The organism is Lysobacter sp. CCNWLW3 (genome assembly GCF_036697405.1).
Classification (GTDB): domain Bacteria; phylum Pseudomonadota; class Gammaproteobacteria; order Xanthomonadales; family Xanthomonadaceae; genus Lysobacter.
This window is the reverse complement of sequence record NZ_JBAHWA010000005.1, coordinates 34913-59705: the sequence shown is the minus strand read 5'-3', so window position 1 is coordinate 59705 and position 24793 is coordinate 34913. Positions and strand designations below refer to the sequence as shown.

Annotated in this window: 24 protein-coding genes; 10 read left to right on the top strand and 14 right to left on the bottom strand. The window is 69.6% G+C overall.

Features of this window, described 5'->3' with window-relative positions; all coding sequences use genetic code 11:
* Window positions 1-38 precede the first annotated feature (38 nt).
* From V1318_RS10565 to V1318_RS10550, 4 genes are all read left to right on the top strand, one after another.
* Window positions 39-2060 carry a transglycosylase SLT domain-containing protein gene (locus tag V1318_RS10565; RefSeq protein ID WP_332939625.1) on the top strand — a complete coding sequence of 674 codons (2022 nt, stop codon included), beginning with the start codon at window positions 39-41 and terminating at the stop codon, window positions 2058-2060.
* Window positions 2057-2977, top strand: coding sequence for a complex I NDUFA9 subunit family protein (locus tag V1318_RS10560; RefSeq protein ID WP_332939624.1), 921 nt, complete (start codon window positions 2057-2059; stop codon window positions 2975-2977). Before V1318_RS10565 ends, V1318_RS10560 begins: the two co-directional genes overlap by 4 nt.
* A 503-nt stretch (window positions 2978-3480) precedes the next feature.
* Entirely contained in the window at window positions 3481-3858 is a 378-nt protein-coding gene (locus V1318_RS10555) for a PH domain-containing protein (RefSeq protein WP_332939623.1), read from the top strand.
* 13 nt (window positions 3859-3871) lie between these two features.
* Window positions 3872-5098 (top strand): multifunctional CCA addition/repair protein, encoded by a 1227-nt coding sequence (locus V1318_RS10550; protein WP_332939622.1) that lies wholly within the window; start codon window positions 3872-3874, stop codon window positions 5096-5098.
* 298 nt (window positions 5099-5396) lie between these two features.
* On the opposite strand, the gene V1318_RS10545 is transcribed toward V1318_RS10550, so the two are convergent.
* The 3 genes from V1318_RS10545 to V1318_RS10535 all read right to left on the bottom strand — a co-directional run bounded on the left by V1318_RS10545 (window position 5397) and on the right by V1318_RS10535 (window position 9684).
* A complete protein-coding gene (locus tag V1318_RS10545) occupies window positions 5397-7904 on the bottom strand; it encodes a TonB-dependent receptor (protein WP_332939621.1) in 2508 nt (835 codons plus the stop codon).
* Between the two features lie 128 nt (window positions 7905-8032).
* A complete protein-coding gene (locus V1318_RS10540) occupies window positions 8033-8473 on the bottom strand; it encodes a VanZ family protein (RefSeq protein ID WP_332939620.1) in 441 nt (146 codons plus the stop codon).
* Window positions 8470-9684, bottom strand: a complete 1215-nt coding sequence (locus V1318_RS10535) for an SAM-dependent methyltransferase (RefSeq protein ID WP_332939619.1) — start codon at window positions 9682-9684, stop codon at window positions 8470-8472. The genes V1318_RS10540 and V1318_RS10535 overlap by 4 nt, the downstream gene beginning before the upstream one ends.
* Window positions 9685-9814: 130 nt before the next feature.
* Between V1318_RS10535 and V1318_RS10530 the strand changes: the two genes are divergently transcribed.
* Window positions 9815-10576, top strand: coding sequence for a pteridine reductase (locus tag V1318_RS10530; RefSeq protein WP_332939618.1), 762 nt, complete (start codon window positions 9815-9817; stop codon window positions 10574-10576).
* Between the two features lie 156 nt (window positions 10577-10732).
* Here the strand turns inward: V1318_RS10530 and V1318_RS10525 are convergent, their stop codons facing one another.
* The 4 genes from V1318_RS10525 to tsaD all read right to left on the bottom strand — a co-directional run bounded on the left by V1318_RS10525 (window position 10733) and on the right by tsaD (window position 13893).
* Window positions 10733-11563, bottom strand: a complete 831-nt coding sequence (locus V1318_RS10525; RefSeq protein ID WP_332939617.1) for a DUF6159 family protein — start codon at window positions 11561-11563, stop codon at window positions 10733-10735.
* A gap of 165 nt (window positions 11564-11728) precedes the next feature.
* The gene (folK, locus tag V1318_RS10520) at window positions 11729-12235 is read right to left on the bottom strand and encodes a 2-amino-4-hydroxy-6-hydroxymethyldihydropteridine diphosphokinase (protein ID WP_332939616.1); all 507 of its coding nucleotides are present in this window, start codon (window positions 12233-12235) and stop codon (window positions 11729-11731) included.
* Between the two features lie 57 nt (window positions 12236-12292).
* Entirely contained in the window at window positions 12293-12652 is a 360-nt protein-coding gene (gene folB, locus V1318_RS10515) for a dihydroneopterin aldolase (protein ID WP_332939615.1), read from the bottom strand.
* A gap of 218 nt (window positions 12653-12870) precedes the next feature.
* Window positions 12871-13893 carry a tRNA (adenosine(37)-N6)-threonylcarbamoyltransferase complex transferase subunit TsaD gene (gene tsaD, locus V1318_RS10510; protein WP_332939613.1) on the bottom strand — a complete coding sequence of 341 codons (1023 nt, stop codon included), beginning with the start codon at window positions 13891-13893 and terminating at the stop codon, window positions 12871-12873.
* Between the two features lie 126 nt (window positions 13894-14019).
* On the opposite strand from tsaD, the gene rpsU reads away from it, so the two are divergent.
* From rpsU to dnaG, 3 genes are all read left to right on the top strand, one after another.
* Complete coding sequence (gene rpsU / locus V1318_RS10505; protein ID WP_031371286.1) at window positions 14020-14235, top strand: 30S ribosomal protein S21; 216 nt, start codon at window positions 14020-14022, stop codon at window positions 14233-14235.
* A gap of 199 nt (window positions 14236-14434) precedes the next feature.
* Window positions 14435-14896 carry a GatB/YqeY domain-containing protein gene (locus V1318_RS10500; RefSeq protein ID WP_332939612.1) on the top strand — a complete coding sequence of 154 codons (462 nt, stop codon included), beginning with the start codon at window positions 14435-14437 and terminating at the stop codon, window positions 14894-14896.
* 358 nt (window positions 14897-15254) lie between these two features.
* The gene (gene dnaG, locus V1318_RS10495) at window positions 15255-17030 is read left to right on the top strand and encodes a DNA primase (RefSeq protein WP_332939610.1); all 1776 of its coding nucleotides are present in this window, start codon (window positions 15255-15257) and stop codon (window positions 17028-17030) included.
* Between the two features lie 109 nt (window positions 17031-17139).
* Here dnaG and V1318_RS10490 read toward each other — a convergent pair whose 3' ends face one another.
* The 3 genes from V1318_RS10490 to V1318_RS10480 all read right to left on the bottom strand — a co-directional run bounded on the left by V1318_RS10490 (window position 17140) and on the right by V1318_RS10480 (window position 19993).
* Window positions 17140-18264: a membrane dipeptidase gene (locus V1318_RS10490; protein WP_332939609.1), complete on the bottom strand. Its 1125-nt coding sequence runs from the start codon at window positions 18262-18264 to the stop codon at window positions 17140-17142.
* Window positions 18261-19397 (bottom strand): membrane dipeptidase, encoded by a 1137-nt coding sequence (locus V1318_RS10485; protein ID WP_332939608.1) that lies wholly within the window; start codon window positions 19395-19397, stop codon window positions 18261-18263. The genes V1318_RS10490 and V1318_RS10485 overlap by 4 nt, the downstream gene beginning before the upstream one ends.
* A 125-nt stretch (window positions 19398-19522) precedes the next feature.
* On the bottom strand, window positions 19523-19993 hold the full coding sequence (locus V1318_RS10480; RefSeq protein WP_332939607.1) for a RidA family protein: 471 nt from the start codon (window positions 19991-19993) through the stop codon (window positions 19523-19525).
* A gap of 82 nt (window positions 19994-20075) precedes the next feature.
* Here V1318_RS10480 and V1318_RS10475 point away from each other — a divergent pair, with 82 nt between their 5' ends.
* Entirely contained in the window at window positions 20076-20966 is an 891-nt protein-coding gene (locus V1318_RS10475) for a hypothetical protein (protein ID WP_332939606.1), read from the top strand.
* Between the two features lie 10 nt (window positions 20967-20976).
* Here V1318_RS10475 and cyoE read toward each other — a convergent pair whose 3' ends face one another.
* The 4 genes from cyoE to V1318_RS10455 all read right to left on the bottom strand — a co-directional run bounded on the left by cyoE (window position 20977) and on the right by V1318_RS10455 (window position 24440).
* Entirely contained in the window at window positions 20977-21903 is a 927-nt protein-coding gene (cyoE, locus tag V1318_RS10470; RefSeq protein WP_332939604.1) for a heme o synthase, read from the bottom strand.
* Between the two features lie 2 nt (window positions 21904-21905).
* Window positions 21906-23054 carry a COX15/CtaA family protein gene (locus tag V1318_RS10465; protein ID WP_332939603.1) on the bottom strand — a complete coding sequence of 383 codons (1149 nt, stop codon included), beginning with the start codon at window positions 23052-23054 and terminating at the stop codon, window positions 21906-21908.
* Between the two features lie 94 nt (window positions 23055-23148).
* A complete protein-coding gene (locus V1318_RS10460) occupies window positions 23149-23724 on the bottom strand; it encodes a hypothetical protein (protein ID WP_332939602.1) in 576 nt (191 codons plus the stop codon).
* Window positions 23721-24440, bottom strand: a complete 720-nt coding sequence (locus V1318_RS10455; RefSeq protein WP_332939601.1) for an SURF1 family protein — start codon at window positions 24438-24440, stop codon at window positions 23721-23723. The genes V1318_RS10460 and V1318_RS10455 overlap by 4 nt, the downstream gene beginning before the upstream one ends.
* A 60-nt stretch (window positions 24441-24500) precedes the next feature.
* Between V1318_RS10455 and V1318_RS10450 the strand changes: the two genes are divergently transcribed.
* Window positions 24501-24725 (top strand): twin transmembrane helix small protein, encoded by a 225-nt coding sequence (locus V1318_RS10450; RefSeq protein WP_332939600.1) that lies wholly within the window; start codon window positions 24501-24503, stop codon window positions 24723-24725.
* Window positions 24726-24793 lie beyond the last annotated feature (68 nt).

Here is a 24793-nt window from a genome sequence, read left to right as displayed (position 1 = left end):
CGCCGGAGATTCATCGTCGCTGGGCTATAGTCCGGACCATGCTCCCGCGCCCTCTCCCCCTGCTGTTCGCCGCGCTCGCGGCCACCCTGGCCACCGCCGCCTGCGCGCAGACCACGGCCGCGCCGCCGGCCGTCGCCAGCGTGCCCGCGCCCATCCACGATCCGCAGTTGCCGCGCCTGCGCGCCGCGCTCGAAGCCGCCGAAAACGGCAGCTTCGACGCCTCGCAGTACGCCGATCTCTCGCGGCATCCGCTGTACGGCTGGGTCGAGTACGCCGGCCTGCGCCGCAACATCGACGCCCTGTCGAACGCGCAGGCGCAGAGCTTCCTCGCGCGCTACGGCGAGCAGGCCGCGGGCGGCGCCTTCCGCGAGATCTGGCTGGCCGCCACCGCGCGCCGCGAGGACTGGCCGGCCTTCGTCGCCGCCTGGAAGCCCGAGCTGGGCAAGAACACCGCGCTGCGCTGTGCCGAACTCAGCGCGCGCCAGGCCCTGCGCCGCGCCGACGCGCAGTGGACCCGCGACGCGCAGGCGGTATGGACCGCCAGCGGCAAGGCCCTGCCCAACGAATGCGATGCGCCGATGGCGCTGTTGGGCGCGCAAGGCGGGCTGAGCGAAGACCTGCGCTGGCAGCGCATCGACGCCGCCGCCGCCGAAGGGCTGCCGGCGGTGATGCGCAGCGCCGCGCGCGGGCTGCCCGCCGACCAGCAGGCCCAGGCCAACGACTACGCCGCCTTCATCGAAGGCGTCAACGAACGCGCCCTGTACTGGCCCAAGACCGAGCGCAGCCGGCGCATGGCCTCCTACGGGCTGGCGCGGCTGGCCAAGTCGGCGCCGGGCGCGGCCGAGGCGCAGCTGCCCAAGTACGCCAGCGCGCTGGGCTTCAGCGACGAAGACCGCGGCCGCGTGCTGTACCAGGCCGCGCTGTGGACGGTGGCCTCGTACGGCCCGGAATCGGCGCAGCGCCTGAACGCGGTGCCGGCCGTGTCCTACGACGACCGCCTGCACGAATGGCGCGCGCGCGAAGCCATGGCGCGCTCGGATTGGGCCGCGGCCCTGGACGCGATCCGCAAGATGGGCGCCAAGCAGCGCGGCGATTCGCGCTGGCAGTATTTCGAGGCGCGCCTGAGCGAGCGAGCGGGCGACAAGGCCGGCGCCGACCGCCTCTATCGCGAGGCCGCGCGCAAGCCCGAGTTCCACGGCTTCCTCGCCGCCGACCGCGTCGGCCTGCCCTATGCGCTGTGCCCGCTGATCCCCAACGACAGCGCCGCGGCCAAGGCCGCGATCGCGCGCGATCCGGCGGTACTGCGCGCGATGGGCCTGTACAAGATCGGGCGCAAGTCCTGGGCGGTCCGCGAATGGGACGACGCCCTGTCGCGCTACGACGACGATCAGCGCCGCATCGCGGTCGAGGTCGCGCAGAGCCACGGCTGGTTCGACCGCGCGGTGTTCTCGCTGGGCAAGGGCAAGCCCGACGAATTGCGCCTGTACAACCTGCGCTTCCCGCTGCACCACGACGCCACGATCCGGCGCGAGTCGGCCAAGAACAATCTCGATCCGGCCTGGGTCGCGGCCGAGATCCGCGCCGAGAGCGTGTTCGATCCGAACGCGCGCTCCGGCGCCAACGCCATGGGCCTGATGCAGGTCGTGCCGGCCACCGGCGCCAACGTGTCCAAGCGCCTGGGCCTGCCCTGGGGCGGCGCGGCCAGCCTGTACGACTCCGACACCAACATCATCCTGGGCACCGCCTACCTGCGCGAGCTGCTGGACAAGTACGGCGGCCAGCCCTACTTCGCCATGGCCGGCTACAACGCCGGTCCGGCGCCGCTGGCGCGCTGGCAGTCGCAGCGTCCGGGCATGGACGCCGATTTCTGGATCGAGACCATCAGCTACAAGGAAACGCGCGAGTACGTCGCCCGCGTGCTGGCCTTCAGCGTGATCTACGACTGGCGCCTCAACGGCGACGCGATGAACATGACCGACCGCATGCGCGGGCGCATCGACGCGCCGCGCAAGCGCTTCGTCTGCCCGCTGGCCGCCGCGCCGGCGGCCAAGTCGCCGTGAACACCGCCGCGCGCCGCCACGTCGTCGTCCTGGGCGGCACCGGCTTCGTCGGTCGCCGTCTGGTCGCGCGCCTGCTGCGCGACGGCCATCGGCTGACCGTGCTCAGCCGCGGCGGCGATCCGGCCAAGCGCGCGCTGCTGCCGCGCGACTCCAGCCTGATCGAAGGCGACGTGCACGACCCCGGCTTCCTGCGCGCGGTGCTCGACGACGCCGACGCGGTGGTCAACCTGATCGGCATTCTCAACGAGCGCGGCGACGACGGCAGCGGCTTCGAACGCGTCTACGTGACCCAGCTGGAGTCGCTGATCGGCGCCATGCGCGAGATGGGCGTGCGCCGGCTGCTGCAGATGAGCGCGCTCGGCGCCGGCAGCGGCGACAGCCACTATCTGCAATCGCGCGGCCGCGCCGAGCAGCGCGTGCGCGCCTCGGGCCTGGACTGGACCCTGTTCCGGCCCTCGGTCATCGCCGGCCCCGGCGACGGCCTGTTCTGCCGCTTCGATCAACTGCTGCGCTTTGCCCCGGCCCTGCCGATCGGCCGCGCCGACGCGCGCTTCCAGCCGGTCTGGGTCGGCGACGTGGTCCAGGCCTATGCGCGCGCACTGGCCGACGGCGGCAGCATCGGCCGCAGCTACGACCTGGTCGGTCCCGAGGTCTACACCCTGGCCGAAATCGTGCGCTTGACCGCGCGCGCGCGCGGCCGCCTGCGCGCGGTGATTCCGTTGCCCGAGGCCCTGGGCCGGGTCCAGGCCGGCATCGGCGAATACCTGCCCGGCAAGCCGATCAGCCGCGACAACTGGCGTTCGCTGCAGCTGGATTCGATCAGCGACGATAACGGCCTGCCCAAGCTCGGCATCGCCGCGACGCCAGTGGCGCCGCGGCTGCGGGAGATCTTGGGGTTGGAGGCGGGCGAGGATTGAGGTGTGGCTGGGTGGATTGCCGGGGTTTACCGGCACCCCTCGAATCCGCTGCGACCTGTCGTCCCTTTGCTTGTCAGTCGCGCAAGTCCGCTGTTGCTCGTCATTCGCGCGAATCTGCTCTTGCTCGTCATTCCCGCGAAAGCGGGAATCCAGTGACTTGGGTGAAACCCACTCACGAAGCGATCTGAACGGAGCCAGGTTCTCTGTACCTGCTACCGTGATCGAGGTTTCGCTCTAAAGTCACTGGATTCCCGCCTTCGCGGGAATGACGGCAAAGAGCAACGGCATCCCCATCGAACGGGTCGTCTGCTGCTTCTTCGCCCGTCACTCCCGCGAAAGCGGCAATGACGGCAAAAGAGGAGCGGCTGCGAACGGGTTCCACATCGCCCGGCTGCCATGCGCTCGTCGGCGCGCTCCCCAAGCCCCCTCGTAAGCCCTCTCCCCTCGCCCTCCCGCCCGACAACCCTTAGCATCGGGTTCCACTCCACACCGAGACCGCCGCCATGGGCTTGCTCGACACCCTGCTCGGCCACGCCGGCGACAAGCCGGTCGACAAGATCGCGGACGACTTCATGCCCTTGCTCGCGCCGGGCGAAACCGTGCAGCGCGCGTTCGGCGAGATCCGCGACCTGATCGTGTTCACCGACCGGCGCCTGATCCTGGTCGACAAGCAGGGCGTGACCGGCCGCAAGACCGAATTCCTCAGCCTGCCCTACCGCAGCATCGTGATGTTCTCGCTGGAAACCGCGGGCCACTTCGATCTCGAATCCGAGCTGCGCGTGTGGGTCTCCGGCCAGGCCACGCCGATCGTGCGCCACCTGGGCCGCAGCAGCGGCGCCGAGGACATCATCGCGCTGCTGGCGCAGAACTCGCCGCGTTGAGCCTGGCCACGCGATGAAGACCTACCTGGTCGGCGGCGCGGTCCGCGACCGCCTGCTCGGGCGGGCGCCGGGCGACCGCGACTACGTCGTGGTCGGCGCGACCCCGCAGGCCATGCTCGACGCCGGCTACAAGCCGGTCGGGCGCGACTTCCCGGTATTCCTGCATCCGGACACCGGCGAGGAATACGCGCTGGCGCGCACCGAACGCAAATCCGGACGCGGCTACCGCGGCTTCGTGGTCGACGCCGATCCCTCGGTATCGCTGGAGGAAGACCTCGGCCGACGCGACTTCACCATCAATGCCATCGCCCAGGACGAAGACGGCGCCCTGGTCGACCCCTACGGCGGCGCGCGCGACCTGGAAGCGCGGCTGCTGCGCCACGTCGGTCCGGCCTTCGTCGAGGATCCGCTGCGGGTGCTGCGCGCGGCGCGCTTCATGGCGCGCTTCGCGGCGCTGTGCTTCAGCGTCGCCCCGGAAACCACCGCCTTGATGCGGCATATGGCCGAGTCCGGCGAACTCGCCGAACTGGTGCCCGAGCGGGTCTGGCAGGAACTGCGGCGCGCGCTCGCCAGCGAACGCCCCTCGGCCTTCCTGCGCACCCTGCGCGATGCCGGCGCCCTGGCGGCGGTGCTGCCGGAGGTCGACGCGCTCTACGGCGTGCCACAACGCGCCGAGTACCACCCCGAAGTCGACACCGGCATCCACGTCGAACTGGTCTGCGACATGGCCGCGCGCCTGGCGCCCGGCGACGACACCATCGGCTTCGCCGCGCTCACCCACGACCTGGGCAAGGCGCTCACGCCCGCCGACGTGCTGCCGCGCCATCAGGGTCACGAACATGCCGGCCTCGAACCGCTGCGCGTGCTGTGCGAGCGCCTGCGCGTGCCGACCGAGCACCGTCAGCTCGCCGAGGCCGCCTGCCGCGAACACCTCAACGTGCACCGCTACGACGAACTGCGCTCCAGCACCGTCTACGACCTGATCGCGCGCTGCGACGGTTTCCGTCAACCCGAACGGATACGCCGCATGAGCCTGGTCTGCGAGGCCGACAAGCGCGGCCGAACCGGTCTGTCCGAGGTCCCTTATCCGCAGGGCCAGCGCCTGCGCGACGCGCTCGACGCCGCCCTCGCGGTGCGCGCCTCCGACGTCGCCGCCGGCCGCAGCGGCCCGGAAGTGGGCGAAGCCTTGCGCCGCGCGCGCATCGCCGCGATCGCCACCGCGGCCGGCAAGAAGAGCTGACGAGACACGCTCCACGCCCCCGTAGGAGCGGCGCAAGCCGCGACCGCGAATCCGCGGCTACGACGAAAGCCGCGTCGCAGGTCCTATTCCGGGTCGCGGCTCACGCCGCTCCTACACTCGCAGGATGCGGTGACAACCGCATCATCGTTGCCACCTGTACCACGCATGATGCGGTGCGCCTGCGGCTCACCGCATCCTACGTCCGTCATGGCGATGCGGCCGACACCGCGCCAAACAAAAACGCCGGGCGACCTCGCGGCCGCCCGGCGCTGTCAGCACTCCGTCCTGGCGCCGCGGATCAGAAGCGATAGTCCATCCGCACGTAGTAGCTGCCGCCGTTCATGCCGAAGGGCATGGTTTCCCAGCCGTACTTGAAGCCCAGCGACGGGAACGGATTCACGCCGGGGTTGTCGGCGCCGACCGACCACTTGTCCGGGTACTGGTCGAAGATATTGTTGCCGCCCACGGTCAGGTGCAGGTTGTCGTTGAACGAGTAGCGCACCGCCAGGTCGAACAGGGTCTTGCCGCCCCAGGTCTGTTCCGGCGCGAAGAACTCGCCGGTGACCGAGCCGTAGTAGTTGGCGCGTCCGGTGATCGTCCAGGCGCCGGTTTCGTACACGCCCTGCAGCACGTGGTGGGCGCGCGGCTGGCCGCGCTCGACCAGGGTGATCTGGGCGGCGTCGAACAACTGGCCGGGCGCCAGGATCGGCGAGTTGGAATGGATCTCGCGCACCTCGGTCTTGTTGAAATGCACCAGCGCGGTCAGGGTCAGGTTGCTGCCGCTGGCGAACTCGGTGTTGTGGTTGGCGACGATGTCCAGGCCGGTGGTGCGGGTGTCGATGGCGTTGGTGAAGAACTGCGCCTGGCCGACCCGGAACGGCGCCAGCGCGCCGGCGATCGGGCAGTTGCTGTTGTTGGCGGTGCAGGGCTGGCCGTCGGTGCCGACCGACTCGGGCGCGATCACGCCGGAGAAGATGATGCGGTCGTCGATGTCGATGCGGAACAGGTCGGCGGTCAGCGAGAAGCGATCGTTGGGCTTGAACACCATGCCCACCGAACCGCTGCGCGAGGTCTCTTCCTTCAACGGCGCCACGCCCAGCGCGCGGGTCACCGCGCTGTCCTGGCGCGCGGTCAGGGTGTCGGTGAGGGTGCCGTCGGGATTGAGGTTGGTCGAAACCTGGTTGTAGTACTGCTGCTGCACGCCCGGCGCGCGGAAGCCGGTGGACAGCGTGCCGCGCAGGGCGAAGCGCTCGCTGGCGTTGAAGCGCGCCGATAGCTTGCCGGTGGTGGTGTTGCCGAAGTCGGAATAGTCCTCGAAGCGCACCGCGCCGCCGAGCAGGAAGCGCTCGCTCAGGTTGGTTTCGGCATCGAAGTACAGCGCCATGCTGTGGCGGCCCTCGTCGACCTCGGTACCCGGAGTGAAGCCCGGGAAGCCCTGAATGCCGCCGGCGGCGATGTCGCCGGTCTGGCCGCGGATGACGATGGCCGGGTTGTTGGTGCGGCCGTACATATACGACACCGGGTCGCCGGCCTCGATCGCGTAGTTGTCCTGGCGCCACTCGAAGCCGGTGGCCAGGTACAGCGGATTGTCGTTGAAGCCCTTCACGCTGCCGCGGAAGTCGACGTTGAAGGTGGTCTGGTCGTACTTGAGGGTGCCGGTGTCGGCGCTGGTCGGCGAGGCGGCGTAGATGCCGGCGGCCGGATTGGCCGGGTCGCGCGGCTCGTACCACCAGCTCACGTTGACCGAGTTGGCCTCCTCGAAGCCGAACTTGCTGCGGCCGTGGTTGATCGAGATGTCCCAGTCCCAGTTCTCGCCGATCGGCGCCTTGTAACCGACCGCCAGCGAGGCGTCGTCGACCGTGGTCAGGATGTTGGGCAGGAAGCCGTTGGGGTACAGCGCCGGCACCGTGCGGTTGTCGCCGGCGCTGCGGAAGAAGCCGGAGGAATCGCCTTCGCGGCGCGACAGGCCGCCGAACCAGTACAGCTCGCCCTTGCCCACCGGCACGCCGGCGTTGAGCCACAGGTAGTAGTCCTTGGCGTCGGCGTCGCCCAGGCGCTGGGTCACGCGCGGCGGGTTGGTGCGCAGGCTGTCGGGGCCGGCGCGGTTGGTCTCGTTGCGGTTGCGCGCCTCGGCCGAGAGATTGATGAAGCCCTCGGCGCCGAGCTTGAAGCCGGTGTTGACCGAGCCGTGCAGCATCTCGCCGTCGCCGGCGTAGTACTGCGAACCCTCGATCGACAGTTCGGTGTATTCGGTCTGGCGCTTGAGGATGATGTTGATCACGCCCGCGATCGCGTCCGAGCCGTACTGGGCGGCGGCGCCGTCGCGCAGCACTTCGATGCGCTCGATCGCCGAGACCGGGATCGCGTTGATGTCGGTGCCGGCCGAACCGCGGCCGATGGTCTGCTGCACGTTGACCAGCGCCTGCTGATGGCGGCGCTTGCCGTTGACCAGCACCAGCACCTGGTCCGGGCCCAGCGCGCGCAGCGTGGCCGGGCGCAGGATGTCGGTACCGTCGCTGACGAAGGTGCGCGAGAAGTTGAACGAGGGTTCCAGCATCTGCAGGATCTGGCCGACTTCGAGCGCGCCGGTGGCGTTGATCTCTTCGCGGCCGATCACGTCCACGGGCGCGGCGGTGTCCTCGGCGGTGCGGCCGCGCACGCGCGAACCGGTGACCTGGACGGCATCCAGCGTGGTCGCGGTGTCCTCGGCGGGGGTCGCGGTTTGGGCGTAGACGGGGGCGACGGCGCTGGCGGCCATGGCGGCGGCCACGGCCAGCGCCAATCGGTTGCGGTGCACTGCGGACATGGTCGTTTCCTTGCGAAAGGGTCGGGGGACGGACTTCCCGAAAGTCCGGCCCGAGGTTCACAAGTTCTTAACCTTTGCGCAATACGTCGTGTGACTGTGCCGACTTTGGCTTTACCAACCCGATCACACTATGACAAACGAGTTCCGGCCAAGCGGGCATCGATGCGCTGCAACATGAGTGCCAGCGGCGTGGAGGCCGTGACCAGCCCGGCCAGGGCCCCGAGGGCATTGGCGAAGGCGTCGCGACTGTCGCCCATGCGGCTGTCGGTCAGCAGGGCCTGGCCGTATTCCAGGGCCACGCCGAGCACGATCAGGCCGGCCGCGCACAGCGCCTGCGGGCGCATGCGCGCGAACAGCATGCAGGCATAGGCCGACAGCGCCGCGTAGGTGAGGAAATGGCCGACCTTGTCGGAACCGGCGAACGGCGACGGCGGCAGGTCGTCCGCGGGCAGCAGGGACACCGCGATCACCGCCAGCACCCCGGTCGCGCCCACGGCCAGCCAGCGGCGCGGGGTGCGGAACCGGCGCAGCCACGGCCCCTTGGGCGCGCCGCTCTTGCGCGTGTTCACAGGCGGTGGCTCAGGTCGCCGGCCAGGAAGGCGTAGCCGAATTCGGCGCCCTTCTCGAAGCCCATGACCTGGAAACGTTCGCCCATCTCGCTGGGCAGGGTCAGGCGCTTGATCTCGTTATGGCGACGCTGGCGCTCGCCCTCGTCGGCGATCGCGTCGATGCGTTCGAGCACCCCGGCCAGGCCGTTGCCGAGCAGGAAGCTGGCCTGCGAGCAGTAACCGGCGAAATCGAAACCGGCGGCGACGCCGGCCTCGGCCAGGGCGGTGAAATCCACCGAGGCGGTGATGTCCTGCAGGCCCGGCCACAGCAGCGGGTCGTGGTGCATGCGATGGCGGTAGAACGCGCGCAGGGTGCCGTCGCTGCGCTCGGGCGCGTAGTACTCGGCGCGCGCGTAGCCGTAGTCGACGAACAGCATCGCGCCCGCGCGCATGCCGCCGGACACGGCCTGGATCCAGTACGGCAGCTGCGGCAGCAGTTCGGAGCGATAACCGTCCTCGAACTCGCGCTCCAGCCGGCGTTCGACCTGGCGCACGGCGTTGCCGAGGAAGGCGTCGGCCTCGCGCAGCTCGCGCGCGAAACCGTCGCCGTCGATCACGATGTTTTCTTCGTAGACTTCGCCATTGCGGATCGCGAAGCGCGGCGTCGGCAAGGCGTCGATGACTTCGTTGGCGAACAGCACGCCGTCCCAGTCTTCCGGGAACGGCCCGTCTAGCCATTCCACCAGCTCGAACAGCGGCGGCGTCAGCCGCTGCTGCAAACGTTCGCGCTGGCGATGGCGCAGCTCGGCGCTGGGCTCGAGGATGGCGTAACGGTCGGGCAAGGCGTCCAGTTCGAGCAGGCGCTTGAGCGCGACTTCGGCGAAGGCGCCGGTGCCGCCGCCCAGTTCCAGGAAGCGCGCGCCCGGCCCGAGTTGGCGCAGCACCGGCGCGACCGCTTCGGCCACGCAGGCGGCGAACACCGGCCCGATCTCGGGCGCGGTGACGAAATCGCCTTCGCCGCCGAACTTGCGCGCGCCGGCGCTGTAGTAGCCCAGGCCCGGCGCATACAGGGCCAGCTCCATGTAGCGCGAGAACGGGATCGCGCCCTCGTTGACCGCGATCTGCTCGCGGATCAGCGTCTCCAGGCGTGCGCTGTGCTCCAGCGCGTCCTGGCCCGGCGCGGGCAGCGTGGCGGCGTCGCGGCGGAGGTCGTTCGGGGTGGGGTCGGACATGAGGCACCGGGTGCAGCGGGCGGTCTGCAGTATAAGTAACTGGTGCAAAGTAACGAGCAACCAGTGGAAGCCGTGCTTTTCACTAGCTACTCGTTACTTTGCACTAGTTACTGACCTCATAGACACGCCTATGCCCGCCACTACCGCCGCCCCCGTCGCCCTGATCACCGGCAGCGCCAAGCGCATCGGCGCCGCGATCGCGCGCGCGCTGCACGCCGATGGCTACGACCTGGCCCTGCACTACCGCGGCTCCGGCGAGGCCATGGCCGCGCTCGCGGGCGAACTGGAAGCCGCGCGTCCGGGCAGTACGCTGAGCCTGCAGGCCGACCTGGCCGAGTTCGACCGCCTGCCGGAACTGGTCGCGCGCACCGTCGGCCGCTACGGTCGCCTGGACGCGCTGGTCAACAACGCCTCGGGCTTCGCGCCGACGCCGATCGGCGCCGCCACGCCCGCGCAATGGGACGCGCTGTTCGCCAGCAACGCGCGCGCGCCGTTCTTCCTGGCGCAGGCCGCCGCGCCGCATCTGAAGGCCGCGCGCGGCGCGATCGTGAACCTGGTCGACATCTACGCCGAGCGCCCGCTGCGCGACCACAGCCTCTACTGCATGGCCAAGGCCGCGCTGGTCATGGCCACGCGCGCGCTGGCGCTGGAGCTGGCGCCCGAAGTACGGGTGAACGCAGTGGCGCCGGGCGCGATCCTGTGGCCGGAAGCCGGCACCGACGGCGGGGTCAAGGACGAAGCGGCCAAGGCCGCGATGCTGGCGCGCACGCCCTTGGGCCGCACCGGCAGCGCCGAGGAAATCGCCGAAGCGGTGCGCTGGCTGCTGCGCGAGGCGCGCTACACCACCGGGCAGGTGCTGCGGGTGGACGGTGGGCGTTTGCTGGCGGATTAGGCGCCGCGCCATCGCTATTCCCTTCTCCCTGTGGGAGAAGGCGGCCCGAAGGGCCGGATGAGGGTCCGAGGTGAGGTTCAAGCTGCGCGCTCGCGCCGAACCCTCTCTCCCCCAACCCCTCTCCCTGTTAGGAGAGGGGCTTTGGAGCAAGGCGTCTTACTTGGGGTTGAACGCCGTCTGCAGTTCCAGCGCGCGGAAGGCTTCCGGGGCTTCGCCCTCGGTGGCGTAGCGGTACAGCGCCGCCGAGTAGATGCCGGCCAGCGCCGCCTGGTACACGCCCAGCAGCAGCACCGCGATCACGAACACCGCGCCGACCGCGATGGCCAGGCCGACCGAGACCTGCGCCGCCGCGAAGGCCAGCAGCGCGCCGATCGCGATCACCGCGAACATGATCAGGCCGAACGCCGCGCCGATGCCGACGTTGCCGATCGCGTTCTCGCCCCAGGTCTGCTTGAGCAGGCCGATGCTGCGCTTGAGCGCTTCGATCGGGCCCACGTTCTGGCTGACCAGCACCGGCACCACCAGGAAGGTGGCCAGGGTCCAGGCCGCGCCCAGGCCGGAGCCGATCATGCGCACGATGAAGTTGTTGTCGCGGTCCTTCAGCGATTGCAGGATCAGGCCCACGGTGGCGGCGATCGCGGCGTAGCCCAGGATCGCAGGCAGGCGCGACTTGGCCGCGTTGAAGCCGTCGCGCAGGGTCGGATCGCCGCCGTCCAGGCGGATCATGGCCGCGCCGACCAGGGCGCAGTTGAAGAAGATGATCACGCTGTACTGGCAGAAGTAGAACAGGAAGCCGAACACGATCCCGCCCACGCCGACGCCGTTCTCGAACAGGCGCAGCGCGAACATCGGCACCAGGAAGGTCGCCAGCACCAGCAGCGTGGCCGCGCTGGACAGGACCGGGAACAGCATCAGTTCCTTGTCCGAGCGCAGCACGCCCGCGCTCGCCTTCACCAGGCCCCAGCTACGCGAAAACTTTTCGAACATCGTGCGATCCCCCTTGGATGAATGGACGCATGCTCAGGCCAAACTCGGCACATCGCAAGCGCTGGCGCCCGCGCGCCGACCGGCGGCGCGCGCGCTCCAATGCTTGGACCGGGGCGAGGCGGCGAATGTGACCGCCCATGAAAGCTCGGCGCGGCCGTCGGATCGCTACGCCGGCGCGTCCGATCCCTCGCCGATGTCGGCCACCACCGCCGGCTGCGCGTAATCCGGATGCGCGCGCCACAGCTCGCCCAGGCTGCGCCCGTCGCCCGGCACCACCAGCTCCGGCGCGATGTCGGCCAGCGGCCGCAGCACGAAGGCGTGCTTGAGTTCCGGTCGCGGAATGCGCAGGTTGCCCGGGCCTTCGAGCACGCGGTCGTCGTACAGGACCAGGTCGATGTCCAGGGTGCGGTCGCTGTAACGCGGCCCGCTGCGGTCGCGGCCGTGGCGATCTTCCAGCGCGTGCAGCCAGTCGTTGAGCGCCTGCGGCTCCAGCTCGCTGTCGACGATGGCCGCGCTGTTGTAGAAATCGGCGCCGTCGAAGCCGACCGCGCGCGTGCGGTAGACCGGCGACAGCACCACCTCGCCGAAGCGCTCGCGCAATGCGGCGATCGCGCCGCGCAGGTGGGTGGCGGCGTCGAGATTGCTGCCGAGACTGAGGTAGGCCTTGCCCATCGCGGTATCCGGTACGCCCGGCCGGCGGCGGGGCGGAGAAGTGGGTAGCGCGGCGACTCAGTCGCCGGCGCGCTCGCGCACGATCGAAACCCCGACCGCGCGCGCGCCGCGCACCGCCCCGGGCTTGCTGAGCTTGAGCCGGACCCGGCGCACGCCGAACTCCTCGATCACGATAGCGGCCACGCGCTCGGCCAGGGTTTCGACCAGGCCGAAGTCCGACTGCGACACGTACTCGATGATGCGCTTGCTGACCGCCTTGTAGTTCAAGGTGTCCTCGATCGCGTCGCTGGCGGCCGGGATGCGGTTGTCGAACGACATTTCCAAGTCGAACACCAGCGGCTGGCGGATGCGCCGCTCCCAGTCGTAGATGCCGATCAGCGCCTCGATTTCGAGGCCTTCGATGAAGACGTGGTCCATAAGAGCCGGGATTGGGGATTGGGGATTCGGAAAAGCGGGGGTCGAGGGTCGGAAGCGGCGGAGGTCAAGCTGCCTGCGCCGCTGCAAAACCGTCATCCCCGCGAAAGCGGGGATCCAGTGACTTTAGCGCGCAAGCGCCGGCGGTGGCGAACCGACACGGCAAGCGAACACCCTGCCCTTAACGACTCCCGATTCCCCATTCCCGATTCCCGAGCTTTTTAAACCGCCGGCAACTGCGCCATGTCCCAACGCGGCGTGACCATCACCGCCGCGCCCTCGTGCTGGCCGGCCTGCAGGCGCAGCGCGCCGGCGTAGGCGATCATCGCGCCGTTGTCGGTGCAGAACGCCGGGCGCGGGAACGCGACCCGGCCGCCGCGACGCTCGGCCATCTGCGCCAGGCGTGCGCGCAGGCGTTTGTTGGCGCCGACGCCGCCGGCCACCACCAGGGTGTCGCAGCCGGCCGCGTCCAGCGCGCGCTCGCACTTGATCGCCAGGGTCTCGACCACCGCGTCCTCGAAGCCGCGCGCGATGTCGGCCATGGTCTGCTCGCCCTGGTCGCTGTCGCGCCAGGTCAGCAGGACCTGGGTCTTGAGGCCACTGAAGCTGAAGTCCAGGCCGGGCCGGTCGGTCATCGGCCGGGAGAATTTGTAGCGGCCGGGCTGGCCGCGTTCGGCCAGCGCGGCCAGCTGCGGGCCGCCCGGATAGGGCAGGCCCATCAGCTTGGCGGTCTTGTCGAAGGCCTCGCCGGCGGCGTCGTCCAGGGTCTCGCCGAGCAGGCGGTAGCGGCCGATGGCCTCGACCGCGACCAGCTGGGTATGCCCGCCGGAGACCAGCAGGGCCACGAACGGCGGCTGCGGGCGGCCCAGCGGGTCGTCCTCCATCAGCGGCGCCAGCAAGTGGCCCTCCATGTGGTGGACCGCGACCGCGGGCAGGTCCAGGGCCCAGGCCAGCGAGCGCGCGACCCCGGCCCCGACCAGCAGGGCCCCGACCAGGCCCGGCCCGGCGGTGTAGGCCACCCCGTCCAGGTCCGAGACCCGCAAGCCCGATTCATCCAGGGTCTGGCGGATCAACGGCAGCAGCTTGCGCACGTGGTCGCGGCTGGCCAATTCAGGGACCACGCCGCCGTATTCGGCATGCAGGGCGATCTGGCTGTAAAGTGCGTGCGCGCGCAGCCCGGTGGCGGTGTCGTAGACCGCCACTCCGGTCTCGTCACAGCTGGTTTCGATGCCGAGGACCTTCATGAAAAGCCCGGCGTTGCTGGGGATTTCGCCTTCATGGGGCGCTATGTTGCACCTTCCGCAGCCCCACCGCTATAATGCACGGCTCGCCCGGTCTGTACGGGCCGGTCCCTGAATCCGAGATTACGTATGCCTAGCGTCAAAGTCCGCGAAAACGAGCCCTTTGAGTTTGCCCTGCGCCGCTTCAAGCGCACCTGCGAGAAGGCCGGTGTTCTGGCCGAGACCCGCAAGCGCGAGTTCTACGAGAAGCCGACCCAGGAGCGTAAGCGCAAGGCCGCTGCTGCGGTCAAGCGTCAGGCGCGCCGCGCCTCGCGCGACGTCACCAAGCGCCAGCGCTTGTACTGATCGCGCATCCCGCGCAGCCCCACCGTCCGTGGACGGGGCCAGCGAGGGATGACCAAGGAGCCGGCCGCGCCCTGCGCCGCCGGCTTTTTGCGTTTGAAGCCGGGATTGGATATTCGGGATTCGGGATTCGTAAAAGCCCCCTGAAGCCACCCTGCGCCTTTTGCCAATCCCGAATCCCCAATCTCGAATCCCTGCCCTTATGAGCCTCAAGCAACGACTCACCGACGACATGAAGGCCGCGATGAAGAGCGGCGACAAGCAGAGCCTGGGCGTGATCCGCCTGATCAACGCCGCGATCAAGCAAAAGGAAGTCGACGAGCGCATCGAGCTCGACGACACCGCCGTGATCGCCGTGCTCGACAAGATGGTCAAGCAGCGCCGCGATTCGGTCAGCCAGTACGAGGCCGCCGCGCGCGAGGACCTGGCCGCGGTCGAGCGCGACGAGATCGTGGTGATCGAGCGCTACGTGCCGGCCAAGCTCGGCGAAGCCGAGATCCTGGCCGCGATCGAGGCCGCCATCGCCGAAGTGCTCGGTGAAGGCAGCGGCGCCGCCGGCCCGGCCGACATGGGCAAGCTGATGGGCCCGCTCAAGGCCAAGCTGGCCGGCCAGGCCGATATGGGCCAGGTGTCGGCGCTGGTGAAACAGCGTCTCAGCAAGTAAAGGTTTGGGCCCGACCGGGCCCCTGCAAGGAGGTGCACCATGAAGCGCCATCGCCCCCACGACGTGAGCTTTCGAGATCACCCGTAAGCGTCGCAAAGGTTACCCGTCCGAGACCCGCGTCAAACGCGGCGACCGGGTGGTTCACTCGGACAAGGAATTGCTCGAGAAGCTGGGCCGCAACGATCCCTGCCCATGCGGGTCCGCTCGGAGGTTCAAGGTACTGCTGTCTGCACAGCGGCCGCTATGAAGGTTCCGAACGCGACCACTACTTTTAGGGACTGAAGGTCCCAGCCAGACGAAGCCGGGTCCGCCCGGCTTTGTCGTTTTCGCCCGACCCCCATGGCATCCTAGCCCTCCGATGGCCCGCATCCCCGACGCCTTCATCGACGACCTCCTCGCCCGCTCCGACATCGTCGAGCTGATCGGCGCGCGCATCCCGTTGAAGCGCCAGGGCAAGGAATATTCGGCGCGCTGCCCGTTCCACGACGAGCGTTCGCCCTCGTTCACGGTCTCGCCGACCAAGCAGTTCTATCACTGCTTCGGCTGCGGCGCGCACGGTACCGCGATCAGCTTCCTGATGAACTACGACCGCCTCGAGTTCCTCGACGCGGTCGAGGAACTGGCCAAGCGCGTCGGCGTCGAAGTGCCGCGCGACACCCTCCAGCGCAACGAGGATTCCGACAGCCGCGATCTCTACGCCGCGGTCGAGGCGGCCTCGCGCTTCTTCCAGAAGCAGTACGGGCTCAGCGGCAAGGCCCAAGGCTATCTGGACAGCCGCGGCGTCAGCGCCGACATCCGCGAACGCTTCGCGATCGGTTACGCGCCCGACGGTTTCAACGCGCTGCGCGACGCGCTGGGCACCGACGAACGGCGGATGAAACTGCTGGAGCGCGCCGGCCTGTTCTCCAAGAACGACACCGGCCGCGTCTACGACAAGTTCCGCGACCGGGTGATGTTCCCGATCCTGGATCGGCGCGGCCGCACCATCGCCTTCGGCGGGCGCGTGCTCGACAAGGAAGACGGGCCCAAGTACCTCAATTCGCCTGAGACCCAGCTGTTCCACAAAGGCCGCGAGCTGTACGGTCTGTGGCAGGTGCGCCAGGCCCACAACAAGATCCCGCGCCTGATCGTGGTCGAGGGCTACATGGACGTGGTCGCGCTGTTCCAGCACGGCGTCGACACCGCGGTGGCCACCCTGGGCACCGCCACCACGCCCGACCACGCCGAGCTGCTGTTCCGCAACGCCGCCGACGTCTATTTCTGTTTCGACGGCGACCGCGCCGGACGCGGCGCGGCCTGGAAGGCGGTGGAGTCGGTGCTGCCGCGCATGAAGGACGGCCGCCAGGCCTTCTTCCTGTTCCTGCCCGAGGGCGAGGATCCGGATTCGATCGTGCGCAAGGAAGGCGCCGAGGGCTTCGACGCACGCCTGCGCGAAGCCACCCCGCTGTCGCAGTTCCTGTTCGACTCGCTGGCCGCCGACGTCAACCTGGGCACCCTGGAAGGCAAGGGCCGGCTGGCCGAGCGCGCCAAACCGCTGCTGGCGCAGATCCCCGACGGCGCCTTCGGCGATCTGATGCGCCAGCGCCTGACCGAACTCACCGGCGTCGGCGCGCGCGCCAGCGCGCCGGACACCCACGTGCCCGCGCAGCGCGCGCGCGCGGGCGCCAACGCGCCCGGACAGAAGCGCTCGCTGGTGCGCGCGGCGATCGAACTGCTGCTGCAGCAACCGGCGCTGGCGCTGGAACTGCAGCCGCCCTACCGTTTCGCCGCGCTGCGCCAGAACGGCATCGAGCTGCTGACCGAGATCGTCGCGCTGGTGGTGTCGCGCCCGGACATCAACACCGGCGCGCTGATCGAACACTTCGCCGAGCGCGAGGAAGCCAAGGCGCTGCAGAAGCTCGCCGCGGGCAGCTTCGTCGGCGACGAGCAGGTCATCAACCGCTACTTCCTGGGCACCATGAGCCAGCTGGAGCTGCAGGCGGTGGAGCAGCGCCAGGCCGAGATCGCCGACAAGCTGCGCGAACTCGGCCCCTCGGCGCTGGACGCGGACGAGCGCGCCGAGATCGCGCGCCTGCTGCAGGATGCGCGCGCGCTGCGCGCGCAGATTTCCGGGTATTCCGGCCCGGCGCTCTGAGGCCGCGCGGGCCGGCGACGGTGCGGCGCGCCTGCTGCTCGCCACACCCTGCTTCGTGACGAGCCGCGGGGTGCGGCGATAACCGCACCATCGCCGCCACGCGGCAGACTCAACCCCAGACTTCGCTCATCACGCGCTTGAAGTTGCCGCCCAGGATCTTGCCGATGCGGGCATCGGAGTGCCCGCGCGCCGACAGCATCGCGGCCAGGGTCTCGAAGCGGCGCGGGTGGTTGAGGTCGGGCAGGATCAGGTAGACGTCGTCGGCCTCGCCCGGCGCCGAAATGCCCAGCGCACGACGCTCGGCGATGAACTTGCGGTGATCGCGCTTGTATTCCGCGGTCAGCTGGGTCGCCGCCACCGTGCCGTCGCTGCCCAGGCCGACGTGGTCTTCGCCGCAGACCTTGACCGCATGCTCCAGGTGCGCGATCAGGTCGGCCGCCATCGGCTGGCCCTTGAGGCGCAGGAACGGCATCAGATAGATCCCGACCACGCCGCCGCGTTCGGCGACCGCACGCAGTTCGGCGTCGGTCTTGTTGCGCGGCACGTCGGCGAGCGCGGCGCAGCCGGTGTGGCTGATCACCGCCGGCGACTTCGAGGCCGCGATGCCTTCCAGTGCGGTACGGCGGCCGCTGTGGGCCAGGTCGACCACGATCTTCTTCTCGTTCAAGGCCTCGACCAGCTTGTGGCCGAACTTGCTCAGGCCGGCGTCGCCGGGCTCCAGGCAACCGTCGCCGACCAGGTTGCGCAGGTTGTAGGTCAGCTGGACCACGCGCACGCCGCTGCGATGGAACACGGTGATGCGGTCCAGGTCCTCGCCGATCGGCGTGGTGTCCTGGAAGCCGTAGATCATCGCGGTCTTGCGCTCGCTCTGGGCGCGCTGCAGATCCGCGCCGGTGCGCGCGAGCAGCAGCTGTTCGGGATGGCGCGCGATCTCGTCGTCCCAGGACGCGATCTGCTCGATGCTCTGCTCGAACGCGTCCTTGTAGTGCCCGACCGGCGCGACCGTGACCTGCAGCGCGCTCAAGCCCGACTCGCGCAGATCCCCCAGTTCCAGCGCGCTCAGCGGCGCATCGCCCTTGTGGTCCTGACGGCCGATGGTGCCGCAGGCGTCGAGCACGAAGGTATCGGCGTAGGGCGCCCAGCGCGGCGGCAGCGCGAAGGCCTGCGCGTTGCGGGCCAGGCCAGCGAGCGCGAGGCTGCCCGCGCCGATCAGAAAACCGCGACGATCGATCATCCCCACACCTCGGTCATGACACGGGCGAAGTTGCCTCCGAGGATCTTAGCGATGCGCGCGTCGGAGTGCCCGCGCGCCGAGAGCATCGCAGCCAGGGTCTCGAAGCGGTCGGCGGTGTTGAGGTCGGGCACGAACAGCAACAGGTTGGGGTCGCGGCCCTGCTCGAAGATGCCGTCCTCGATCATGCCCTTGATCATCTCGGTGTTTTCTTTCACGTACTCGGGCGTGATATCGACCGCGGTCAGGTTGAGGTCGGTGCCGATGCCGACATGATCCTCGCCGCAGACCTTGATCGCGTGCTCGATATGCCGGATCACATCGGCGGAGGTCTGTTGGCCCTGCTCGCGCAGATAGGGCCAGAAAATGATGCCGGCGACGCCACCGCGATCGGCCAGCAGCTTGAGTTCCGCGTCGTGGACCATGCGCGGCACATCCGACAGCGCGCGGCAGCCGGTATGCCCGATCAGCACCGGCGCCTTCGAGGCCAGGATGGCCTCGCGGATGGTGCGCTGCGAGCCGTGCGCCAGGTCCACCACCATCTTCTCGGCATTGAGCCGCTCCACCACCTGATGGCCGAAGTTGCTCAGGCCGGCGTTGCCGGGCTCCATGCAGCCGTCGCCGACGAGGTTGCGGCGGTTGTGGGTGAGCTGCATCACCCGCACTCCCTGCTCGCGGAACTGGGCGATACGCTCGACGTCCTCGCCCAGGGGCTCGGTGCCCTGGAAGGTGAAGATCATGCCGACCAGGCGCTCGCGCTGGGCGCGCCGGAGATCGGCGCCGTCGCGCACCAGCAGCATGGCGTCGGGATAGCGCGCAATCGCCGCCTTCCATTCCTCGACGCGTTGCTTGGTATCCGCGTAGGCCTGGTCGGTGTACCAATAGCGCCCGTACGGCGCCGGGCTGGCCATGATCCCGCTCAGGCCGCATTCGCGCAGCGCCTGCAAGGCCTTGGGCACGCCCGGGTCGTCGGGCTTGAGATAGAACAGTTCGGTGCCGCCCAGCGCATCGATCGCGAGGGTGTCGCGATACGGCTTCCAGCGCGGCGGCGCGGCCGCGGCGGCGAACACGGGGTGACTGGCGGCGGCCAGCGCGGCCAGTCCCGCGGCGCCGATGAACTCGCGTCTGTCGATCATGCCTGCCCTCCATGGTGCGTCGCCCAGACTCTAGCCCAGTCCGCCGCCGTGCGATCGACCGATTCGGCGCATCGTCCGCCCGGTCCGGCGAGTTCCGCCGCCCTCGCCGGCCTGGGCCGACGCGATCATGCCGCCGCGATCGCCTCGATCTCCAGCAGCCAGGCGCTGTCGTAAATTTCGGCCACCACCACGGTCAGCGCGGGCGGATGCGCCAGCCGGCCCAGCACTTCCTGGCGCACCTCGCGCGCGGCGTCGCGGTCCTCGCGCCGGGCCAGGTAGACGGTGACCTTGACCAGATGTTCGTAGGCCATGTCCGCGGCCTCGAGCCGGGCACCGACATTGCGCCAGGCCAGCCTGCACTGGGCGCGGAAATCCGCCGGCACCTCGCCCTCGGCGTCGGCCGGCACCTGCCCGCTCACGAACAGCAGCCGCTGCGGCGCACGCACCTCCGCGGCCTGGGCGTAGGTGCCGTCGGCGACGGCATAGCTGCGCCGTCCCGCCTTCGCCGTCGCGACCGTCAACGGCAGCGCGCATGCCGCCGCGCAGAAGCCTCTCCTGTCCATCGTCCGCCCTCGTTTGGGATCGGGACCGATCATAACCTTTAAAACTTGTTTTACCGGTTTATCCGCGTTAGCCTGACGCCACCAGGGCGCACCGGTGCCGCCCGAGCATGCCGCGATGCGACCACCGTTTCCGCGCCTGGCTTTGTGCCTGCTCCCGCTGCTCGCGCTGTCCTGTCACGCCGGCGAACCGCGCACGCACGCACGGCCGTGGACGCCCGCCGCGATCGCGAGCGATCAGTACGAATCCTCGCCGGCGTTCACGCCGGACGGCCGCGAGTTGTATTTCATGCGCAGCGACCGCGTCTTCGGCCGCTACCGCTTGCTGATGTCGCGCTGCGAGCGCGACGGCTGGAGCGCGCCGGCGCCACCGCCCTTCGCGGGCCCGCCGGACGCGCAGGAAGCCGACCCTTTCGTCAGCCACGACGGCCGGCGCCTGTACTACGTGTCTTCGCGCCAGGGCACGAACCCAGACGATCTGGATATCTGGATGGTGCGGCGCGACGCCGCCGGCGCCTGGTCCACGCCGCAACGCCTGCCGGCGCCGGTGAATTCGTCCGCATCCGAACTGCTGCCGCGCGAGACCGCGGACGGGCGCCTGTACTTCGGCTCCTCGCGCCCCGGCGGCCCGGGCCAGACCGATATCTATCTGGCCACGCCGCGCCAGGACGGCGGCTGGGACGCGGCCGTGGTCGGTCCGCCGATCAGCACCGCCGAACAGGAATACGAGGTCGAGGTGTCGCGCGACGGCCGCCAGCTGATCCTGGTCGGCCAACGTGGCGACGGGCGTTCGCATCTGTATCGGTTCGCGCGCGAAGGCCAGCGCTGGGTCGCGCGCGGACGCATACCCGCGCGCGCGGACGTGTTCCAGGTCGGCCCGCTGCTGTCGCCCAAGGGCGATCGGCTGCTGTTCGGTCAGGCCGCCAACGAGCGCGATTCCGGCGAGCTGTTCCTGGCCGACCTGCGGCCTGGCGCGGATCCGGATTGGCCGCCGCGCTGCGGCGGCTGAAGCCCGATCGTCAGGCCACCGGCTGCAGTTCGAACAGCGGCGCCGGCTGCATCAGCGGCAGCAGCCAATGGTCGACCAGCAGGAAGGCGAACAGGGCCATCAGATAAACGATGGAGTAGCTGAACACCTTCATCGCGTACAGCTCGTCGGGCGGGTCCATCAGCTTCCAGGCATAGCCCAGGAACACCGCGCCCAGCACCAGCGCGCCGCCGAGATAGAACAGGCCGCTCATGCCGGTCGCCCAGGGCAGCACGGTCACCGCCACCAGCAGCACGGTGTAGAACAGGATCTGCCAGCGCGTGTACTGCACGCCGTGGGTGACCGGCAGCATCGGCACCATCGCGCGCGCGTAGTCCTCGCGGCGGAAGATCGCCAGCGCCCAGAAGTGCGGCGGCGTCCAGACGAAGATGATCAGCACCAGCAGCAGCGCGTGCGGATCCAGGGTGCCGGTGATCGAGGCCCAGCCCAGCGCCGGCGGCGCCGCGCCGGCGATGCCGCCGATCACGATGTTCTGCGGCGTCGCGCGCTTGAGGAAGACGGTGTAGACCACCGCATAGCCGATCAGCGAGGCGAAGGTGAGGACCGCGGTCAGCGGATTCACCCACAACAGCAGGATCGCCATCGACAGCGCGGCCAGAATCAGCGCGAACACCAGCGCCTGGGTCGGCGTGATCTGGCCGGCGACGATGGGGCGCCAGGAGGTGCGCGCCATCTTGGCGTCGATGCGCGAGTCCAGCAGCTGGTTGATCGCCGCGGCGCTGGACGCGGCCAGCCAGATGCCGAGGAAGCCGAGCAGGCCGCGCAGGGTCTCCTCGCCCGTGGGCACGCCGTCGACCGCCAGCAGCATGCCGACCAGGGCGGTGAACACGATCAGCGCGACCACGCGCGGCTTGGTCAGGTCCCAGTACTGGCGCAGGCTGGCGCGGGCGGCGGCCATGCTCAGTGCTCCGGGGCGCGCACGCGCGCGAGCAGCGATACCAGCACGAACAACAGCAGCACCGCGCCGGCGTTGTGCAGCACCGCGACGGTCAGCGGCAGGCTGAGCTTGACGTTGGCGATGCCCAGGCCGACCTGGGCCAGGGTCAGCAGCGCCAGCAGCGCGCCCCAACCGAGCATGCCCGGCGTGCGCAGCAGCTTGATCGCCAGGCCCAGCAAATAGACGAACACCACCGCCGCCATCGCCCGATGCGCGAGCTGGATCGCGATGCGCGCCTCGCCGTCGAGGATGCCGCCTTCGTAATCCACGCCGATGCCGCGCCACAGCACGAAGCCTTCGCGGAAGTCGTGCTTGGGCATCCATTGGCCGACGCAGGTCGGGAAGTCGTTGCCGCAGGCGAGCGCGGCATAGTTGGCGCTGGTCCAGCCGCCCAGCGCGATCTGCACGCCGAGCAGGACGATGCCCGCGATCAGCAGCCTGCGCACGGTGACCGCTTCGGCCAGCCGGATCGGCAGGTCGGTCGCGCGCCAGGCCATCCACAGCAACAGCGAGAAAGTGAGCAGGCCGCCGAGCAGATGGCCCATGACCACGATGGGCTTGAGCAGCCAGGTCACGGTCCACATGCCCAGCAGGGCCTGGAACACGATGACCATCAGTGCCAGTGCGGCCACGCGCGACAGGTCGCTGTTGTTCCAGCGCAGCGCCGCAAACAGCAGCACAGCCTCGCCTGCTGCGGCCAGTACCGAAGCCGATGCGTGATGGCCCTTTATGTAGAGCACAACCGCTACCGCTACCAACGCCGCCGCCAGAATCACCTGCGCCATGCCATAACGACGCCGCCGCGCGGCCAATAGCGCCAGCGTCAGGGTCAACAAACCAAGCACAAAAGCGATCATGCGGTGGAACTGTTCGCGCCAGGCCTTGTGCACCTCGACCGGACGGATCGCGGTGGCGACGTGATCGCTGGCCTCGTGCGCGGCCGTCGGCCACGCCGCGCGCCCGTAGCAGGTCGGCCAGTCGGGGCAGCTCAGGCCGGCGTTGGACAGGCGCACGAACGCGCCGAACACGATCACGCACAGGGCGAGCGCCACCGCCAGCCAGGCGATGCGGTGGAAGTTGCGGTACCAGGTCGGTTTGAACGTCACGTTCATGCGGAACTCTTGCGGTTGACTCGGTTACGGCTGGACGCGGGCGCCATGGCGGCCCGCGGCCGGATCCGATCGGTTCGTATCCAATCGGTTCGGATCACATCAGTTTCAGCAGCCTGGACATATCCGCGCGCAGGCCGGCCGGGTCGAAGCCGGGAGCGTAGCGCAGAATCACGAAGCCGTTCGGGTCGATCACGTAGACCGGCACCCCTTTGGGATCGTCCACGCGCGGCAGGCCCGCGCGCAGCTGCGGCGTGGAGCGCACGATGCGCAGCGCGGCCGGATGCGGCGCGCCGGCGGGCGGCTGGCCGATCCACAGCAGGTGGACCTGATCGGCGTCCTTGCCGAACAAGCGCCAAACCGTGTCCAACTCGCGCGCGAGCTTGGCGCATTCGCTGGTGCAGCTTGCCGGCGGTGCCAGCGCGATGCGCCACACGCGCTCGGCCGGATTCCATTCGTAGGCCTTGCCGTCGGCCAGGCGCGGCACGACCTGGCGCAGGTCCGCCGGCGGCTCCACCAGCTCGCCGTGGTTCTTCATGCCGTGCGGGCGCCAGCCCGAAAAGCGCAGCGCGCCGGCGATCAACATGCTGCCGAAGAACAGCGCGCAGATCGCCAGCAACATCAGGCGATTGCGGTTGCGTGCGGGATCTCGGGCGGGATCGGGAAGGTTCATCGGCGGGACGTCCGGAAAGTGAGTATCAAGGCGGTGGCCAGCACCGCCGCGGCCAGCGCGAACCACTGCAGCGCATAGCCGCGGTGCTGCTCGGGCGGCAGGGTATTGGCGAGCAGTTCCAGGTCGCGCTCGTAGCCCAGCCTCAGGGCCGGATCCAGACGCAGCACGCGCGGCGCCAGCGGCACCGACAGGCCGACGCCGGGCGCGATCGCGGCGATGTCGACACGTGTCATCAGCCAGCCGTCGCCCTGCGCGCCGAGCGCGGGGCCCAGCGCGATGCCGGTCGAGGGCGGCGGCACCAGCAGGCCGCGCAGCTCCAGCGTTCCCTGCGGGCGCTCGATCGTCGGGAAGCGGCGTTGGCCGTCCAGCGGCAACCAGCCCAGATCGACCAGCAGCGGCTCGCCCTGCTCGGGCACGAAGATGCGGTAGGCGCGCACGCCCGCGCGGCCGTTGCGCTGTTGGTTGTCCAGCAGCAGGGCGCCGCGCGCGTCGAATCGGCCGCGCCCGACGGCCCAGTCGTAATCGCGGCTGCGTGCCGGATCGGCGGCCAAGGCCAGCGAACCGGGACGGCGCTGCGCCAGCACCCGCGCCGAGGCATCGAGCATGGCCTGCTTCTCGACCGCGCGCCGCGACTGCCACAGGCCCAGGCTGGCGAAGGCGGCGATCGTCAGCAGCGCCAGGGTCCAGCCGACCACGAGGTTGCGCCGGCGGCTCACGACATCCTCCGGCCGGACTGCGATAATCCGGCTTTCGCGGTATCGCGCGCGGAGGCCGCCATGAACGACTCGCTCAAGACCCTGCTGATCATTGCGTTCCTGGTCGTCATTCTCTGGAACCTGGGCGCCGGCCTCTACTACATGCTCGTGGACAAGGGGCAGAGCAAGCGCACCGTGAACGCGCTGACCCGCCGCATCGCGCTATCCGTCGCGTTGATCCTGATCATCGTCCTGTCGATCAAGATGGGCTGGATCCAGCCGCACGGCATCGGCCGGAATCCGTGATTCGGAATTGCAGATTCGGGATTCGCTAAAAGCAAAAGCGACGGCAAGCCCGTCGCTTTCTGCTTTGG